The 15927-nt window shown below is 73.0% G+C and carries 17 protein-coding genes; all 17 read left to right on the top strand.

What is annotated here, in order from left to right:
- Window positions 1–158 precede the first annotated feature (158 nt).
- The 17 genes from ACI8AP_RS17215 (at window position 159) to ACI8AP_RS17135 (ending at window position 15869) form a co-directional block, all read left to right on the top strand.
- A complete protein-coding gene (locus tag ACI8AP_RS17215; protein WP_456590580.1) occupies window positions 159–584 on the top strand; it encodes a flagellar hook-length control protein FliK in 426 nt (141 codons plus the stop codon).
- A 16-nt stretch (window positions 585–600) separates the two neighbouring features.
- Window positions 601–1023, top strand: coding sequence for a flagellar hook assembly protein FlgD (locus ACI8AP_RS17210; protein WP_456590579.1), 423 nt, complete (start codon window positions 601–603; stop codon window positions 1021–1023).
- 67 nt (window positions 1024–1090) lie between these two features.
- Window positions 1091–2332 (top strand): flagellar hook protein FlgE, encoded by a 1242-nt coding sequence (locus ACI8AP_RS17205; protein ID WP_456590578.1) that lies wholly within the window; start codon window positions 1091–1093, stop codon window positions 2330–2332.
- A 241-nt stretch (window positions 2333–2573) separates the two neighbouring features.
- A complete protein-coding gene (locus ACI8AP_RS17200) occupies window positions 2574–2855 on the top strand; it encodes a flagellar FlbD family protein (protein ID WP_456590577.1) in 282 nt (93 codons plus the stop codon).
- 3 nt (window positions 2856–2858) lie between these two features.
- Window positions 2859–3629 carry a motility protein A gene (locus tag ACI8AP_RS17195; RefSeq protein ID WP_456590576.1) on the top strand — a complete coding sequence of 257 codons (771 nt, stop codon included), beginning with the start codon at window positions 2859–2861 and terminating at the stop codon, window positions 3627–3629.
- Between the two features lie 4 nt (window positions 3630–3633).
- The gene (locus ACI8AP_RS17190) at window positions 3634–4536 is read left to right on the top strand and encodes a flagellar motor protein MotB (RefSeq protein ID WP_456590575.1); all 903 of its coding nucleotides are present in this window, start codon (window positions 3634–3636) and stop codon (window positions 4534–4536) included.
- The gene (locus tag ACI8AP_RS17185; RefSeq protein WP_456590574.1) at window positions 4533–5006 is read left to right on the top strand and encodes a flagellar basal body-associated FliL family protein; all 474 of its coding nucleotides are present in this window, start codon (window positions 4533–4535) and stop codon (window positions 5004–5006) included. The genes ACI8AP_RS17190 and ACI8AP_RS17185 overlap by 4 nt, the downstream gene beginning before the upstream one ends.
- A gap of 151 nt (window positions 5007–5157) precedes the next feature.
- Window positions 5158–6135, top strand: a complete 978-nt coding sequence (locus ACI8AP_RS17180) for a flagellar motor switch protein FliM (RefSeq protein WP_456590573.1) — start codon at window positions 5158–5160, stop codon at window positions 6133–6135.
- Complete coding sequence (gene fliN, locus ACI8AP_RS17175) at window positions 6132–6872, top strand: flagellar motor switch protein FliN (RefSeq protein WP_456590572.1); 741 nt, start codon at window positions 6132–6134, stop codon at window positions 6870–6872. Before ACI8AP_RS17180 ends, fliN begins: the two co-directional genes overlap by 4 nt.
- Window positions 6869–7306, top strand: a complete 438-nt coding sequence (locus ACI8AP_RS17170; RefSeq protein WP_456590571.1) for a FliO/MopB family protein — start codon at window positions 6869–6871, stop codon at window positions 7304–7306. The genes fliN and ACI8AP_RS17170 overlap by 4 nt, the downstream gene beginning before the upstream one ends.
- On the top strand, window positions 7303–8148 hold the full coding sequence (gene fliP, locus ACI8AP_RS17165) for a flagellar type III secretion system pore protein FliP (protein WP_456590570.1): 846 nt from the start codon (window positions 7303–7305) through the stop codon (window positions 8146–8148). The genes ACI8AP_RS17170 and fliP overlap by 4 nt, the downstream gene beginning before the upstream one ends.
- Entirely contained in the window at window positions 8148–8423 is a 276-nt protein-coding gene (fliQ, locus tag ACI8AP_RS17160) for a flagellar biosynthesis protein FliQ (RefSeq protein ID WP_456590569.1), read from the top strand. The genes fliP and fliQ overlap by 1 nt, the downstream gene beginning before the upstream one ends.
- A 4-nt stretch (window positions 8424–8427) precedes the next feature.
- A complete protein-coding gene (gene fliR / locus ACI8AP_RS17155; RefSeq protein WP_456590568.1) occupies window positions 8428–9192 on the top strand; it encodes a flagellar biosynthetic protein FliR in 765 nt (254 codons plus the stop codon).
- Between the two features lie 11 nt (window positions 9193–9203).
- Window positions 9204–10352 (top strand): EscU/YscU/HrcU family type III secretion system export apparatus switch protein, encoded by a 1149-nt coding sequence (locus ACI8AP_RS17150; protein ID WP_456590567.1) that lies wholly within the window; start codon window positions 9204–9206, stop codon window positions 10350–10352.
- 174 nt (window positions 10353–10526) lie between these two features.
- Window positions 10527–12572: a flagellar biosynthesis protein FlhA gene (gene flhA / locus ACI8AP_RS17145; protein ID WP_456590566.1), complete on the top strand. Its 2046-nt coding sequence runs from the start codon at window positions 10527–10529 to the stop codon at window positions 12570–12572.
- Complete coding sequence (locus tag ACI8AP_RS17140) at window positions 12553–15624, top strand: hypothetical protein (protein ID WP_456590565.1); 3072 nt, start codon at window positions 12553–12555, stop codon at window positions 15622–15624. Before flhA ends, ACI8AP_RS17140 begins: the two co-directional genes overlap by 20 nt.
- Window positions 15621–15869 (top strand): hypothetical protein, encoded by a 249-nt coding sequence (locus ACI8AP_RS17135; protein WP_456590564.1) that lies wholly within the window; start codon window positions 15621–15623, stop codon window positions 15867–15869. The genes ACI8AP_RS17140 and ACI8AP_RS17135 overlap by 4 nt, the downstream gene beginning before the upstream one ends.
- Window positions 15870–15927: the final 58 nt, after the last annotated feature.

The raw sequence follows: 15927 nt of genomic DNA, 5'->3' as shown, positions 1-15927 counted from the left end.
CCCCCCCCCCCCCCCCCCCCCCCCCCCCCCCCCCCCCCCCCCCCCCCCCCCCCCCCCCCCCCCCCCCCCCCCCCCCCCCCCCCCCCCCCCCCCCCCCCCCCCCCCCCCCCCCCGGCTCCGGGGCGACGCTGCCGGTCTCCGGTCAGGTGGCCCGGCAGGTGGCGGTGCTCAGCGGGGCGGGCGACGGCTCGCACACGATGACGCTGGTGCTCACCCCCGAGAACCTCGGCCCGGTCGAGGTGAAGGTGACCGTCGGCCAGGGGGGCCTCGACCTCACCTTGCGCGGCGCTCACGAGCTCGGCCGTGCCGCGCTCCTGGACGCCCTCCCCGAGCTCCGCCGCGACCTCGAGTCCGCCGGGCTCAGCCCCTCGCGGGTCGAGGTCGACGCCGACGCCGGTGGCTCCTGGCTGGCGCGGCACGCCGCCGAGCAGCAGGCGCAGCAGGGGCCGGGCGGCCGTTCGCCGGCCTCCGACGGGACCGGCGAACGGTTCCGATCCGGGCAGCGGACTGCCGATAGCGGGGAAGAGGGGCCGCCCCGCCCCCGCATGCGATCCACGTCGTCCGGCGTGGACGTGCTCGCCTGAGAGAAGGAGTCACCTCATGCCGGACGCAGTCGGCGGTGCCGTCGGCACCACCGCCACCTACAGCGCCACGAACTCCGTGGAGCGTGGGGACCAGATGGGGAAGGACACCTTCCTCAAGCTCCTGGTGGCCCAGATGAAGTACCAGGACCCGAGCAACCCCGCCGACACGAACCAGCTCATGGCCCAGACGGCCACCTTCAGCCAGGTGGAGAAGCTGGAGCAGCTGGCGAAGCAGAACGCCTCGATGCTGGCGCTGCAGCGCTCGAGCAGCGCCGGCGCGATGGTCGGCCAGACGGTGACCTACACCGACGAGAGCGGTGCCGCGCGAACCGGCGTCGTCAGCTCGGTCCGGCTGGGCACCGACACGGCCGAGGCGGTGGCGACCGTGGGCGGTGTCGCGGTGCCGCTCGGCCGGATCACCGACGTCGGCACCCGCTGACCCCCACCACACCCCTGCGCCGACCCGCGCTCCCCCACCCCGAGACCCCACCCGGAGGAGATCCCCGATGCTCCGTTCCATGTTCTCCGCCATCTCCGGTCTGCGTGCACACCAGACCAAGATGGACGTCACCGGCAACAACATCGCCAACGTCAACACCGTCGGCTTCAAGAGCAGCGCCACCGTCTTCCAGGACACGCTGTCCCAGGTCGTGCGCGCCGGTGGCGCCCCGGCCGAGGACCGGGGTGGCACGAACCCCGCCCAGATCGGCCTGGGCGTCAAGCTCGCCGCCGTCACCACGAACTGGACGAACGGGGCGGCCCAGTCGACAGGCCGCTCGACCGACTTCATGATCGAGGGCGACGGCTTCTTCGTCACCACCGGGCCCGGCGGGGAGCAGCTGTACACCCGGGCCGGCTCGTTCGACTTCGACGCGAACGGCCGGCTGGTGACCCCGGACGGGAGCATCCTGCAGGGCTGGGTGGCCGACGCCAACGGCGCCATCAACCCGAACGGCCCGATCGGCGCCCTGACCGTGCCCTACGGCCAGATCGTCAACCCGCGCGCCACCGGGACCGGCACGCTCGAGGGCAACCTCAACGCCGCCGCCCCGATCGGGTCGTTCGTGCAGACCCCGACCACGATGTACGACGCGCAGGGCGTCGCCCAGTCGGTCACCTACACGTTCAACAAGACGGGCGCGGACACCTGGAGCCTGACCGTCCAGAACAACGGCGGCGCGGCGCTCCCGCTGACCAACGCCGACGGCAGCCCGTTCAACGGCACCGTCACCTTCGACACGGCGGGCAGGATGACCGCACCGACCGGCGGGATCAGCTTCGCCCCCGGCGCCGCCGGCTGGCCCGGCCCGGTCGCCGTCGACCTCGGGACGATCAGCCAGTTCGCCGGCTCGAGCGAGGTGACCGCCCCGGAGCAGAACGGCTACGCCCTGGGTTCGCTGCAGTCGTTCCAGCTCTCCAACGACGGCACGATCACCGGCATCTACTCCAACGGGCTGCGCCAGCCGCTGGGCCAGCTCGCGATGGCCGCCTTCAACAACCCCAGCGGACTGGAGAAGGCCGGCAACTCCGCCTTCCGCGTCGGCGACAACTCCGGTGTGGCGATGATCGGTGTCGCCGGGGCCGGCGGCCGGGGCAACCTGGTCTCTGGAGCCCTGGAGATGTCCAACGTCGACCTCTCCGAGGAGTTCACCAGCCTGATCGTGGCCCAGCGCGGCTTCCAGGCGAACAGCCGCGTGATCAGCGCCTCCGACGAGATCCTCCAGGACCTGGTGAACCTGAAGCGCTGATGAAGGACCTTCCTGCCCCCCACGCTTCGCGAGCTCAGCGCGGGGCCCTGCAGGAAGGCCGTTCCAGCATGTGAACCGGGCGGCCCGGTCACCCCTCGGGGTGACCGGGCCGTCGGTCACACGGCTCCCGCCAGCACCTTCGGCTCAAGGACCCCCCGTCCGGAGCCGATGACAGAAGTGCCGTTCCCGCCCGATCCGTGTCCACTTCCCACCCACCCCCACCGAGCAAGAGGTCCGACCCGTGATCCGAGTGACGCGCCTGAACGGCGACCAGTTCGCGCTCAACCCCGACCTGATCGAGAAGGTCGAGGGCCACCCGGACACGGTCGCCTTCCTGGTGGACGGCACGAAGTACGTGGTGCGCGAGAGCGTGGCCGAGGTGCTGCAGGAGATCCGCGAGTACCGCGCCGGCATCCTCGCCCTCTCCTACGAGATGGACCGGGGCGCCTACCGCCCGCACGTCCCCGAGCAGCAGGTCGGCGACTCGTCGGTCGTCCTCTTCCCGACCCGAGAGGAGCGCTGATCCGTGGATCCGGCCACCCTGATCGGGTTCACCATCTCCATCGTCGCCCTGATCGTCTTCATGATCCTCGAAGGCGCCGACCCGACGTCGCTGATCTTCCTGCCGGCGATCATCCTGGTCGTCGTCGCGACCTTCGGCGCGGCGGCGGCCAGCCAGACGATGGACGACCTGAAGAAGGTCGGCAACTGGTTCAAGATGGCCGTGATGCCGGCGAAGGTGCCGCCGCCGACCGACCAGATCCAGACGCTGGTCAGCCTCGCGGAGAAGGCCCGCAAGGAGGGCCTGCTCGCGCTGGAGGCGCAGGTCAAGGCGATCGAGGACCCGTTCCTCAAGCGCGGCCTGCAGATGGGCATCGACGGCACCGACCCCGAGGAGCTGCGCGCCGTCCTGGAGAGCGAGATCTCGGCGAAGAAGGCCGAGGACAAGGTCGCCGCCAAGTTCATGAACAACATGGGCGGCTACGCGCCGACCATCGGCATCCTGGGCTGCATCGTCGGCCTGATGAACGTCATGGGGAACCTGAACAACCCGGAGACGCTCGGCCCGATGGTCGCTGCGGCGTTCATCGCCACGCTGTGGGGCGTCATGGCCGCCAACTTCTGGTTCCTGCCGATGGGCGCCAAGATCCTCCGGGTCAGCGAGCTGCAGGCCGCGCAGATGGAGCTGCTCGTCGAGGGCATCGCCGAGATCCAGGCCGGCACGAGCCCGCGGGCCGTCCGGCTCAAGCTGACCTCGCTCGTGCCGCCGGGCTCGGTGGCCAAGGAAGCGGCGTGACCTCGTGAGCACCGGTCACGGCCGCCGCCGCGGCAAGAAGCACGAGGAGCACGAGGAGCACGAGAACCACGAACGGTGGCTGGTGTCGGGCTTCGACATGATGACGCTGCTGTTCGTGCTGTTCGTGGTGCTCTTCGCGATGAGCAAGGTGGACGAGCAGAAGTTCGCCGCCCTGGCCAAGGGCATGGCCGAGAGCTTCGGCGGGCCGATCACCGTGCAGCCGGGCCCGACGCCGGAGGGGTCGGTGCTCGACGGGCTCCCCGGCGTGGTGGACATCGCCTCCGCCATCCCGCCGGACCCGACGGTCCAGCAGGCCCAGATCGACAAGGCCGCCGCCCAGGCCGCCGCCGACCGGGCCGAGCGCATCGCCGCCGAGGCGAAGGCCGCCTACGACGAGCTGGCGGCCGCCCGTCAGAAGATCGAGGCCGCGCTCGCCGCGGCCGGCCACGCCGGTGCCGCGCGCTACGAGATCGACGAGCGCGGCCTCGTCGTGCACATCGTCGCCGACCAGGTGCTCTTCGACGCCGAGGAGGCCGCGCTCCGACCGGAGGGCCGCGCCATCCTGAGCGCCATCGCACCCACCCTCACCGGGCTGCCCAACGCGCTCGGCGTCGAGGGGCACGCCAACCACCTCCCGGTGACCCGCGGCGGCCCGTGGCCGTCGAACTGGGAGCTCTCGGCCACCCGGGCGACCACGGTCGTGCGGTACCTGGCCACGGACGGGGTCCCGCAGGCACGCCTGTCGGCCACCGGCTACTCCTCGACCCGGCCACTGGTGCCCGAGTCCGACCCCAACGCCCTCACCGTCAACCGACGGGTCGACGTCGTCGTCCTGTCCAGCGCCTCGGCGGAGGCCAACGCCCTCCTGCCCGGGCTCGACGCCGCCCACCATGGAGTGACCGAATGAGCAAGAAGGACAAGAACGCCCCCGCCGACGGCGAGGAGACCGAGGGCTCCGGCGGGAAGAAGAAGCTCTTCCTGATCCTGGCCGTCGTGCTGCTCGCCGGGGCCGGCGCTGCCTACTTCTTCCTCTTCGCCGGCTCGGGCAAGGCCGAGGCCGCGGCACCGGAGCACGGCGGCTACACCGCTCTGGAGCCGATCGCGGTGAACCTGGCCGGTGGGGGCTACCTGAAGATCGGCATCACGCTCGACTACACCGCGGCGGCCGCCGGCGGCGGCCACGGCGCTGGGGGGGTCGACGGCGCCAAGGCCTACGACGCGATCATCTCCACGTTCTCGCAGGCCAACCCGGCCGACGTGACCGGCGCCCGGGACGCGCTGAAGGAGTCGCTCGAGCAGAAGATCATCGAGGCCTACACGGAGCACGACGTACCGATGGTCATGGGCATCTACTACACGGAGTACGTGACCCAGTAGCGCCCGCGCGACCACGCAGGGGTGCCCTCCGATCACGGAGGGCACCCCTGTCGTGCATCAGCCGCACCACCCGTCACGCGCTCCCCGGCCGCCACGGGCTCCCGGTGGCACCCGGTCAGGGTGCTGCCGGTCCCCGCCGATGAGGGGTTGCGTGACCACCCCCGAGACCGGACCGGCCCCGGCCGCCGCGCCGGCCCCGGCTCCGACCTCCGCCGCATCGAGCGGCCGCAGCCGCCGCGGGGCGCCGCGCACCTACGATTTCCGCCGCCCGACGAAGCTCTCCCGCGAGCACGTGCGGGTCATGCAGATCGCGCAGGAGGCCTTCGCCCGGCAGGCGACGACCATCCTCACCACGTTCCTCCGGGCCGGTGCGCGCATGGAGCTCGGTGGCATCGAGCAGTTCTCCTACGACGACTACGTCGGGACGCTGCCCAACCCCACCTTCATGTCGACGTTCACCCTGGAGCCGCTCGCCGGGAAGGGCCTGCTGGCCTTCCCCCTCGACATCGCCATGGCGATGGTCGACCACATGCTGGGCGGCTCCGGCAGCGCCGATCAGCCCAACCGGCCGATGACGGCGATGGAGACCACCATCACCAACCACCTGCTCGACCGGCTGCTCGACGAGTTCGCGACCTCGCTGGCGTCCGTCACCGAGCTCCAGCCGGTGCTGGTCGGCCGGGAGTACAACCCGCAGCTCGCCCAGGCCGCCGCCGGCTCGGACACCGTCATGGTGGCCAGCTACTCGCTGCAGGTCGGCAGCCGCGAGGGCGAGGCCACCGTCATGCTGCCCTTCTCCTCCTTCGCCCAGGCCCTGAACAACGCGGCCTCCCCGCAGCTGTCGGAGTCCGCGCTGCGCAAGCGCCAGCGAGCCCGCGAGGCGCTGATCGACCGGCTGAACCTGGTCCCGGTCGACGTCAGCGTCCGGTTCGCCCCGCTCACCGTCTCCTCCTCCGACCTGCTCTCCCTCGCCGTCGACGACGTGCTGCTGCTCCGCCATCCCCGGGACAGCCCGCTGGAGGTCACCACCAACGACGTGACGTTCGCCTACGCGATTGCCAGCAACCACCGGCGACGACTGGCTGCCTCGATCGTCCCCACCCCGCACGCCGCGAAGGACTCCGCATGACCGCGCCCCGCACCGACTCGCAGGACTCCCAGACCGTCACGGCGGTCGTCGCCGCGGCCGCCCGTGCCGCCGCCGACCTGATCCCCTCGTCCTCGGTGCTGACCGCCGGCGCCCCCGTGAGCGATCCCGACACCGTCCCGCTGCCCCCGGCGGCCGCGGTCGCGGTCACCGCCGGCCTCTCCGGCGAGGTCTCCGGCGACGTCGTGCTGGTGCTCTCCAGCGACGTCGTCGACGCCCTGCAGAACTCCCCCGTGGGTCAGATGGACGTCTCCGCGGCCCTGCGCCCGGCCCTCGAGGCCGCCGCGGCCACCCTCGGCCGCGTGCGCGTGGCCTCCGAGCGCACCGAGGAGCCCGTCGCCGCCCTCGACGGGTTGCGCGACAAGGGCATGTTCGTCGCCGTCCCGCTGCTGGCCGACGGCGAGCACCAGGCCACCCTCGCGCTGCAGGTCACGCTGCCCGCCGCCCGCGAGCAGCGCGGCAGCCTCGAGCTCCTGCGGCACGTGGCCATGGAGGTCACCGTCGAGATCGGCCGTACCCGGATGACGGTGCAGGAGCTGCTGTCCCTACACCCGGGCGAGGTCGTCGAGCTCGACCGCGCCGCCAGCGCGCCGGCCGACCTGCTGGTCAACGGCACGCTGATCGCCCGCGGCGAGGTGGTCGTCGTCGACGAGGACTTCGGCCTCCGGATCAGCGAGATCGTCACCGACGCCGCCGAGCTGGGGGCCCAGGCCTCATGACGTGGATGATCATCCGGCTGTTCCTGTCCCTCGCCCTGATCGGCGGCGTGCTCTGGTTCGCCGCCCGGCTGGCGAAGAAGAAGGGCCTGGGCCAGGGCAACGGCCTCATCGAGGTGCTCGCCCGGCAGCGGATGGGCCGCACCAGCACCGTCAACGTGGTGCGCATCGCCGACGTCGTCCTGGTCGTCGGGGCCACCGAGGAGCACGTCACCCTGCTCGCCGAGGTCGACGCCGAGGCCGTCGACGCAGCGCTGCGCGAGCGCCGGGCCCCGGGCGGACCCCGGACCGCGGACGGCCCGGGCGAGGGCACGCCCGCGATCCCGGTCCAGGCGGCCCGCTCCGGGGACGGCGTCCTCGCCGGCTCCGTCCTGGACCGCAACGGCTGGGGCACGCTGGTCGACGAACTGCGCGAGCGGACGGTCCGGCGGACATGACGACCACGGTGTGCGCGCTGCCCTCGCCGGGCAGCCGGCGGGCACGACGCCGCGCCCTCGTGGTCCTGCTGTCCCTGCTGGTCGCCACGGTGGCGGCGGTCCTGCTGGCGGGCCCGGCCGCGGCCGTCCCGACGGCACCCACGGAGCCGACGGCGCCGGTGGCGCCCGAGGTCGGTGGTGCCGTGGACATCTCGATCGGCAACGGCTCCCCCAGCAGCTCGATCACGCTGATCCTGGCGATCACGGTCCTGTCGGTCGCCCCGTCGGTGCTCCTGCTCGCCACCTCGTTCACCAAGATCGTCGTGGTGCTGGGGCTCACCCGGAACGCGCTCGGCATGGCCACGTCGCCGCCGAACCAGGTGCTGACCGGTATCGCGCTGTTCCTGACGCTGTTCGTGATGGGCCCGGTGTTCTCCGACATCAACGAGCTCGCCGTCCAGCCCTACATGGACGGGACGATGTCGGTCTCCCAGGCCTACGACGCGGGCGAGGGGCCGCTGCGCGAGTTCCTGCTGGCCAACACCCGCGAGGACGAGCTGAGACTGATGATCGGGCTCTCCGGCGAGGAGGCCCCGGCGGACGCGGCAGCGGTCAGCATGACCACGCTCATCCCCGCGTTCGTCCTCTCGGAGCTGAAGAGCGCCTTCATCATCGGGCTGGTCATCTTCATCCCGTTCCTGGTGCTCGACATGCTCGTCAGCGCCGCGCTCATGTCGCTCGGCATGATGATGGTCCCGCCGACCATCGTCTCCCTGCCGTTCAAACTGCTGCTCTTCGTCGTCGTCGACGGCTGGGCGCTGATCACCACCGCGCTGGTGGGTTCCTACGGGGGGGCAGGCTGATGTCGGACGCCGACGTCACGGAGATCGCGGCGCAGACCATGATGGTCGCCGCCAAGGTCGCCGCACCCATCCTGATCACCGCCCTGCTGGTCGGCTTCCTGATCTCGCTGTTCCAGGCGGCCACGCAGATCCAGGAGGCGACGCTCTCCTTCGTCCCGAAGATGATCGCCGTCTCGATCGCCCTGCTGGTCACCGGGAACTGGGTGCTCTCCGAGCTGGTCACCTTCACGCACACCCTGTTCGACCAGCTGCCGGCGCTGCTCGACCGGACGTAGCGCCGTGGACCTCTCGGTCCCGGCGGTCACGCTCGCGGCCCTGCTCCTCGGCACGGCGCGGGCCGCCGGCTTCATCCTGCTCGCCCCGCCGTTCAACTCCCGGGTGATCCCCGGTCCGGTCAAGGGCGCCCTGGCCCTGGCGCTCGCGGTGCTGCTGTCGACCCAGATCGCCCCCACCCTGCCCGAGCCCACGGCCGGCTTCCTGGTGGTCACCGCCGTGACCGAGGTGGTCATCGGCGCGGCGCTCGGGTTCGTCGTCCAGGTGCTGTTCACGGCGGTGCAGATGGCCGGCGACATGCTCGACCTCACCGGAGGCTTCGCGCTGCAGCCGGGCTACGACCCGCTGTCGATGTCGCAGAACGGCTCGCTGGGCAAGCTGCACTACCTGCTGGCCACCACGCTGCTGTTCACCAGCGGCGGCCACCTGCTGATGGTCAAGGGCTTCGCCACCTCCTACGAGGGGCTCCCCGTGGGCGGGGACGTGCCGACCGACCAGCTCGCGGCCGTCCTCGTCACCGCGTTCTCGATGATGTTCCTCGCCGCCCTGCAGATCGCCGGCCCCATGGTCGCCGTGCTGCTGCTCGCCGACGTCGCGCTCGCGCTGCTGAGCCGCGCCGCCCCGGCGCTCAACGTCTTCTCGCTCGGCTTCCCGGTGAAGATCATGCTCACCCTGGCGATGCTGGGGCTGACGTTCCCCTTGCTGCCACCGGCCCTGGACTCGCTGCTCGAGCACGGTGTGCGGGCGATGACCTCGCTGCGCGGCGGCTGAGGAGGTGACGCATGGCCAAGGACGGACCGGGTGGTGAGAAGACCGAGAAGCCCACTCCCCAGCGCCTGAAGAAGGCGCGCAAGGAGGGGCAGATCCCCCGGACCCAGGAGCTGGGCACCTGGCTGGGAGTGGCGGCGGCGAGCTTCCTGCTGCCGATGCTCGTGGGCAACGCCTTCGACACGGTGCGGCAGTTGTTCGTGCACGTCGGCGCGGTGGCCAGGAACCCCGAGATCACCACGGTCACCGCGCTGCTGGGTACGGCGCTGGTGGCCTTCCTGACGACGCTGGTGCCGACCGCGATCGCCCTCATGCTCGTCGGCGTCGCCTCCTCGGCGGCCCAGGGCGGGGTGCGTTTCGCCGGCAAACCGATGAAGCCGACGCTGAAAAAGTTCAACCCCCTCCCGGCGTTCAAGCGCATGTTCGGCACCCAGGGGCTGTGGGAGGTGTCCAAGGCGCTGATCAAGACCGCGGCCCTGGGCACGGTCGTGATCGTCACCAGCGAGCGGGCCCAGACGCTGGTGTCCTCCGCGGGAGCGCTGCCGCTCTCGGCGGTCGCGGCCACCTTCACCGACTCGGCCGTCCTGATGTTCCGGGTCGTCGCCGTCACCGGCCTGGTCATCGCCGTCGCCGACTTCGTCGTCGTCCGGACCAAGATGCTGAAGCAGCTCAAGATGAGCAAGTACGAGATCACCCAGGAGCACAAGCAGGCCGAGGGCGACCCGTACATGAAGGCGCACCGCCGCGGGGTGCAGATGTCGATGTCCCGCAACCGGATGATGGCCGAGGTGGCCGACGCCGACGTCCTCCTGGTCAACCCCACCCACGTCGCCGTCGCGCTCAAGTACGACGCCGCCAAGGGCGCACCCCGCGTGGTGGCGAAGGGCGCCGGCGAGGTGGCGGCGAAGCTGCGCGAACGGGCCACCGAGGCGCGCGTGCCGATGGTCCAGGACGTCCCGCTGGCGCGGGCGCTGCACGCCTCCTGCGAGCTGGGGCAGGAGGTCCCCCCGCAGCTGTTCACCGCCGTCGCCCGCGTGCTGGCCTTCGTCATGCACCTGGGTGCACGCGGCGTGCGCGGCGGGTTCCACCGTCCCGGGTTCGAGGCACCGGACACGACGGATCTGCCCAAGGCCGGCCGGCGCCGCCCCACCGTCGCCGCCTGAACGATGGTGATCAGGTCACCTGATCATTCCGGGTCCTGGCTCAGCGTCGACCGTGAGCCAGGACCCCCAGCGGTGAGCCAGGAGCAGTGGCCATGGGGAGGTACCGGCTGCGTGCCGGCCTGCCGATGAGGGAGGGGTGAGCCAGCGTCTGTCCCCCGCCCCCGGAGCGGGCGAGTGAAGGGCCTGGGCAAGGCCGCCGTCCCGATCGGCGTCGTCTCGATCGTGCTCATGCTGGTGGTGCCGCTGCCCGCCGCGATGATGGACATGCTGATCGGGCTGAACCTCGCGATCTCGCTGCTCGTCCTCCTCGTCGCGATGCAGATCAGGAAGCCGCTGGACTTCGCCGTCTTCCCGTCGCTGCTGCTCATCGCGACGCTGTTCCGGCTGGCCCTCAACGTCTCCTCCACCCGGCTGGTGCTCACCGACGGCTACGCCGGGAAGGTGATCGAGGCGTTCGGCCACATCGTCATCGGCGGCTCGCTGGTCGTCGGTCTGGTGATCTTCCTGATCCTCACGATCGTGCAGTTCGTGGTGATCACGAACGGTGCCGGTCGCGTCGCCGAGGTCGGCGCCCGCTTCACCCTCGACGCCATGCCGGGCAAGCAGATGGCGATCGACGCGGACCTCAACGCCGGGCTGATCAACGAGGCCCAGGCACGCAAGCGCCGCCACGAGGTCACCGCCGAGGCCGACTTCTACGGCTCCATGGACGGCGCGTCGAAGTTCGTCAAGGGCGACGCCATCGCCGGCATCGTGGTGACGCTGGTCAACCTCATCGGCGGCTTCGCCATCGGCATGATGCAGCGCGGCCTCACCCCGGCCGAGTCGGTCAGCACCTACTCGCTGCTGACCGTCGGCGACGGGCTCGTCTCGATGATCCCGGCGCTCCTGATGTCGACCGCCACCGGCATCATCGTGACCCGGTCGGCCAGCGAGGGCGACATGGGCACCGACCTGATCGCCCAGCTCGGCCGGTTCCAGCAGCCGGTGCGCATCGCCGGCGGCGCCGCCCTGGCCCTGTGCCTGATCCCGGGACTGCCCAAGCTGCCGTTCCTGCTCGTCGGTGCGCTGTTCCTCTTCCTGGCCACCCGCCTGACCGACGAGCCGGAGGTCGACGAGGACGCCGAGGCAGCCGCGGCGGCCGCCGAGCTGGAACCCGCCCCGGACTCCCCCGAGGCGATCGCCGAGCGGATGCGGGTCGACCCGCTGGAGCTCGAGGTGGCCTTCGACCTGGTCGACCTGGTCGACACCGCGCGCGGCGGCGACCTGCTGGACCGGGTGAAGGCCCTGCGCCGGAAGGTCGCCATGGAGACCGGTCTGGTCATCCCGCTGGTGCGCACCCGGGACAACCTCGACCTGCCCTCCTCGCAGTACGTTATCTGGCTCAACGGCGTGCCGGTCGCCAAGGGCAGCTCCCCCGCCGGGACGGTGCTCGCCATCGGCGACGCGCTGGACGGGCTCCCCGGCAAGCCGACCCGCGAGCCGGTGTTCGGGCTCGCCGCCAAGTGGGTGCCCGCGGAGCTGCAGCGGGCCGCCGAGATGGCCGGGGCGACCGTGGTCGACCGCTCATCGGTCATCACCACCCACCTGGCCGAGGTCGTCCGGCAGAACGCTGCGGACCTGCTGGGGCGGGAGGACGTCCGTCTCCTCGTGGAGATGGTGCGCCGCTCCCACCCGGTCGTCGTGGAGGAGCTGACCCCGGCGCTGCTCACCCTGGGAGAGGTGCAACGCGTGTTGCATGCGTTGCTCGCCGAGGGTGTGTCGATCCGCGACCTGGTGCGCATCTTCGAGGCACTCTCTGTACGTGCCAAGCACTCGACCGAACTCGACGGACTGGTCGAGGCCACCCGGTCGGCACTGGGCTCGGCGATCAGCCAGCCCTACGTCACGCCGGACGAGCGGCTGCACGTGCTCACGCTGGAGCCCGGGTTCGAGCAGCGGCTGCTCGAGGCGGTCCGCCAGACCGAGATGGGCGCCGTCCTCGCCCTCGACGCCGGCGCGGTGGACGCCCTCGTCCACGGCTGCAGCGGCATGCTCGAGGAGGCCGAGCGGCAGGGCCTGTCCCCCGTCCTCGTCTGCTCGCCTCAGGTCCGCGCGGCGCTCGCGCGGCTGATGCGCCAGATCCTGCCCCGGCTGCCGGTCATCTCCTACGCGGAGGTGTCCCGGACGGCCCAGATCGAGTCGCTGGGAGTGGTGAGCGGTGCCGTTGCGATCCGTTGAGGCCGCCACGCGCGACGACGCGATCGCGGCCGCGCGCGAGCAGTTCGGGCCGCACGTCCGGGTCGTCGGGGTCCGGCGGGTCCGCTCCGGCGGGGTGCTGGGCTTCTTCGCCACCGAGCGGTACGTCGCCGAGGTGGCGCCCGACCAGTTCGTCCGCCCCGGCGCCCCCTCGCCGTCGACGGGCCCCACGCAGGCCACCCCCGTCGCCGCGTACGACTCCCCGCTGGCCTCGGCTGCTCCGGCCCGCGCCCGCACGACAGCCCCTGCCCGCAACGGCGCCGCCGCCTGGGCCGCGGAGGCCACGCGCCAGGCACCGGTGGAGCCGGTGACGTCCGGGGCCTCCTCCTGGTCCACCACGCCCGCTGCGCCCGCCGCGCCTGCTGCGGCCGCCGCGCCCGCTGCGCCCGCGGACGACGAGCGGATCGACGAGCTGGCCGGCCTGCTGGGCGGTTCGCCCGCCGGTACCGGCACTCCCGCCACCCCCGCAGCCCCCTCCACCGGGTACGGGCGGTCGTCGGCGTCCCGGGCCACCTTCCCGAAGGCGACGCGCGGAGCCGCGTCCACCCCGCGCACGCAGACGGCTCCGTCGCCGGCGAAGCAGCCGACCGCCGCCCGCGACGACGCGGCGGCCGCGCCCTCCCCGTTCACGGCGGCACTGGCCCGCATGGTCTCCGGGGACCGCGACGTGCGCCAGGCCGTCGAGGAAGCGCTGGCGCAGCCGGCGGAGCTCCACCCGGCCGCACAGGATCCGGTTCCGTTCACCGCCGAAGCCCCCGGCACGCCGGCGCCCCGCTCGTCCCTGGCCGCGGCCATTCGTTCAGCAGACCCGTCGACGCGGTCCCAGGCCGTGCACCAGGAGGAGTTCACGGTGAGAGATCAGGCCACCGCGCCGCCCTCCACGTCCACGACCGGAGCCGACGGCCTGCCCACCTGGGCGGCCCCTTCGCCGGAGCCCGCCGCGCCGGCGCCGTCCGCGCGGCAGGAGGAGATCGCGGAGGCGCTGCGGGACGCCCTGGCCCAGGGCCACTCGGACGAGGCCCTCGCCGGGATCCTGCGCAAGATGCTGGCCGGGGACTCCCCGCGGGAGGCGTTGACCGAGCCGGTCCAGGCCGAGCCCGTGCTGCCTGCGCTCGACCTCCCGGGTGCCGGTGACGCCCTCCTGCCGGAGCCGGTCACCACCACGCCCGAGCTGGTCGACCACGAGCCGGTCCGCAGCGAGCTCCCCGTCGTCGAGCCCGACCCCCTCGACACCCCGCTGTTCGCCTCGGTCGGCGAGCAGCCGGTCACCTCGTCGCCGCCCGCGCCGGCACTCGTCGTGCCGGAGCCCGTCGGCGCCGTGTCGTCGTTCCCCCTCTTCGACGACCCCCTCCCGCCGGCGGCGCCCGCACCGACCTCCGCCGACCTCGGCTGGGGCAGCTCCGCCGCCGACACCGCGCTGTGGGGTGAGCCGGTCCTCGCTCGTCCCGTCGGCACCGACTCGCCCATCTGGGCCGACGTGCTGGGCGGGGCTCCCACGTCGCCGGCTCCGCTCGAGGTGGCCACGGTCGCCGGGGAGGCCGCGCTCGTCGTCGAGGACGGCGGTGCCGCGGTCGTCGACGAGTCACCGGTGCCGGCCGTCGAGGACGACTGGGTCCCGTTCGCCGTGGCCGAGGACGCCGTGGAGCTGCCCGCGGAGACCGCCGCGGAGGTCGTCGCCGAGGCCTCGCCCGCCGAGGCGACCGTGGCCGAGGAGGTCGTCGCCGCGGACGCGGTCGCCGAGGACGCCCTCGCCGCGGACGCCATCGCCGCGGAAGCTCTCGGCGAGGAAGCCATCGCCGCGGACACGGTCGCCGAGGAGGTCGTCGCCGACGAGGCCATCGCCGCGGATGCGGTCGCCGAGGATGCGGTCGCCGAGGAGGCCATCGCCGCGGACGCGGTCGCCGAGGAGGTCGTCGCCGAGGAGGCCATCGCCGCGGACGCCGTCGCCGAGGAGCCACTGCTCGCCCGGACCGCCAGCGACCCCGCCCCGTTCACCCTGTCGTCGGACGCCACGACGGTCATGCCGCGGGTGTCCCTGCTGCCGCCGCTGCCCGGCGCGCGGGGTCGTGGGCTGCCCCCCGTGCCGCCGGCGTCGGGCCGCCCGGCGGTCCCCCCGTCACGCCCCGCCGCAGCCGGCCCGCGCGACGCCGCTGCCCGGGAGGCCGAGGGGACCCAGGCCGCACCCCGCACCCTGGCGACCGTCACGCGCCTCCCGGTGGGTCCTCTCATGGGCGACGACCACCCGGAGCTGGCCGGTATCGACGACGACGCCGTTGTCCACCGGCCGGTTCCCGCCGCGCGGGCCGCCGACGTCCCCGCCGCCCCGGCGCCGTCGCGGCGGACCGGGCTCAGCCCCGCCGGCCCGCGCGAGATCGTCGCCCGGCTGAGCGAGCTGGGCCTGCCCCAGGACCTGCTGGCGGCGGACTTCGCCGGCCGCATCGAGGCGGAGGGCACCTACGCGGCGCTGACCCGCGTGCTGGCCGCGCGGCTGCCCGAGGCGCCGGAGCTCCCCACCGGAGCCGGTGAGGTGCTGTTCGTCGTGGGGCCCGGTGTCGAGGCGCTCCGCGCCGCGCGCGCGCTCGCCGTCTCCCTGCGGCTGGACCCCGACCGCGTGCAGTGGGCGACCCGCGGCGACCTCGCCGGACTCGCCCCCAAGGGCAGCCGGGTGACCACGGTCGACGCGGCCATCGACCGTCAGCACGAGGCGACCGACGTCGGCATGCTGACGATCGTCGCCGTGGACGCGCCGCTCCGCAGCGACTTCTACTGGATGTCGCAGATGCTGGCGATCTGGTCGCCGGCGTCGGTCTGGGCCGTCGCCGAGGCGACCCGCAAGCCCGAGGACCTCGAGGTGTGGCTCGGCGGGCTGCCCCGCGTCGACGCCCTCGTCGTGCAGGACACCGACCTCAGCGCCGACCCGGCGGCCGTGCTGCAGCGGCTGACCGTCCCCGTGGCCCTCCTCGACGGCGCCCGCGCGACCCCGCACCGCTGGGCCTCGCTGCTCTGCGAGCGCCTGGACAGCCCGCAGGCATGAGCCCGTTCCGCTGGGACGTCCTGCTCGTCGGGCTCGTGCTGGCCGTCCCCGTGCTCGCGCTCGGCCTGCGCGGGGACTTCACGACCGAGGACATGGTGAACCGGCTGCCGTGGTGCCTGGCCGCCGGCTGGGTCGTCGTCGCGCTGGTCCGCGCCGTCGTCACACCACCCAAGCCCGCGCCCGAGGGCCGGCGACGGCCCCCCGCCCGGGCGACGCCGACGGAGGAGCCGGCCGACGCCGCCTGACCGGCTCCGGGGTCGAACTCCCGCTGTGCGAGCCGTGCCGGAGCCCACAGCGGGTGCC

Source organism: Blastococcus sp. SYSU DS1021 (genome assembly GCF_054050995.1).
This window is presented reverse-complemented; position numbering and strand designations above follow the sequence as displayed.

Coding starts and splice junctions, on each gene's coding strand:
- ACI8AP_RS17210 (WP_456590579.1), top strand. CDS start 601: ATGCCGGACGCAGTCGGCGGTGCCGTCGGCACCACCGCCACCTACAGC.
- ACI8AP_RS17205 (WP_456590578.1), top strand. CDS start 1,091: ATGCTCCGTTCCATGTTCTCCGCCATCTCCGGTCTGCGTGCACACCAG.
- ACI8AP_RS17185 (WP_456590574.1), top strand. CDS start 4,533: ATGAGCAAGAAGGACAAGAACGCCCCCGCCGACGGCGAGGAGACCGAG.
- fliN (WP_456590572.1), top strand. CDS start 6,132: ATGACCGCGCCCCGCACCGACTCGCAGGACTCCCAGACCGTCACGGCG.
- ACI8AP_RS17170 (WP_456590571.1), top strand. CDS start 6,869: ATGACGTGGATGATCATCCGGCTGTTCCTGTCCCTCGCCCTGATCGGC.
- fliP (WP_456590570.1), top strand. CDS start 7,303: ATGACGACCACGGTGTGCGCGCTGCCCTCGCCGGGCAGCCGGCGGGCA.
- fliQ (WP_456590569.1), top strand. CDS start 8,148: ATGTCGGACGCCGACGTCACGGAGATCGCGGCGCAGACCATGATGGTC.
- ACI8AP_RS17150 (WP_456590567.1), top strand. CDS start 9,204: ATGGCCAAGGACGGACCGGGTGGTGAGAAGACCGAGAAGCCCACTCCC.
- ACI8AP_RS17135 (WP_456590564.1), top strand. CDS start 15,621: ATGAGCCCGTTCCGCTGGGACGTCCTGCTCGTCGGGCTCGTGCTGGCC.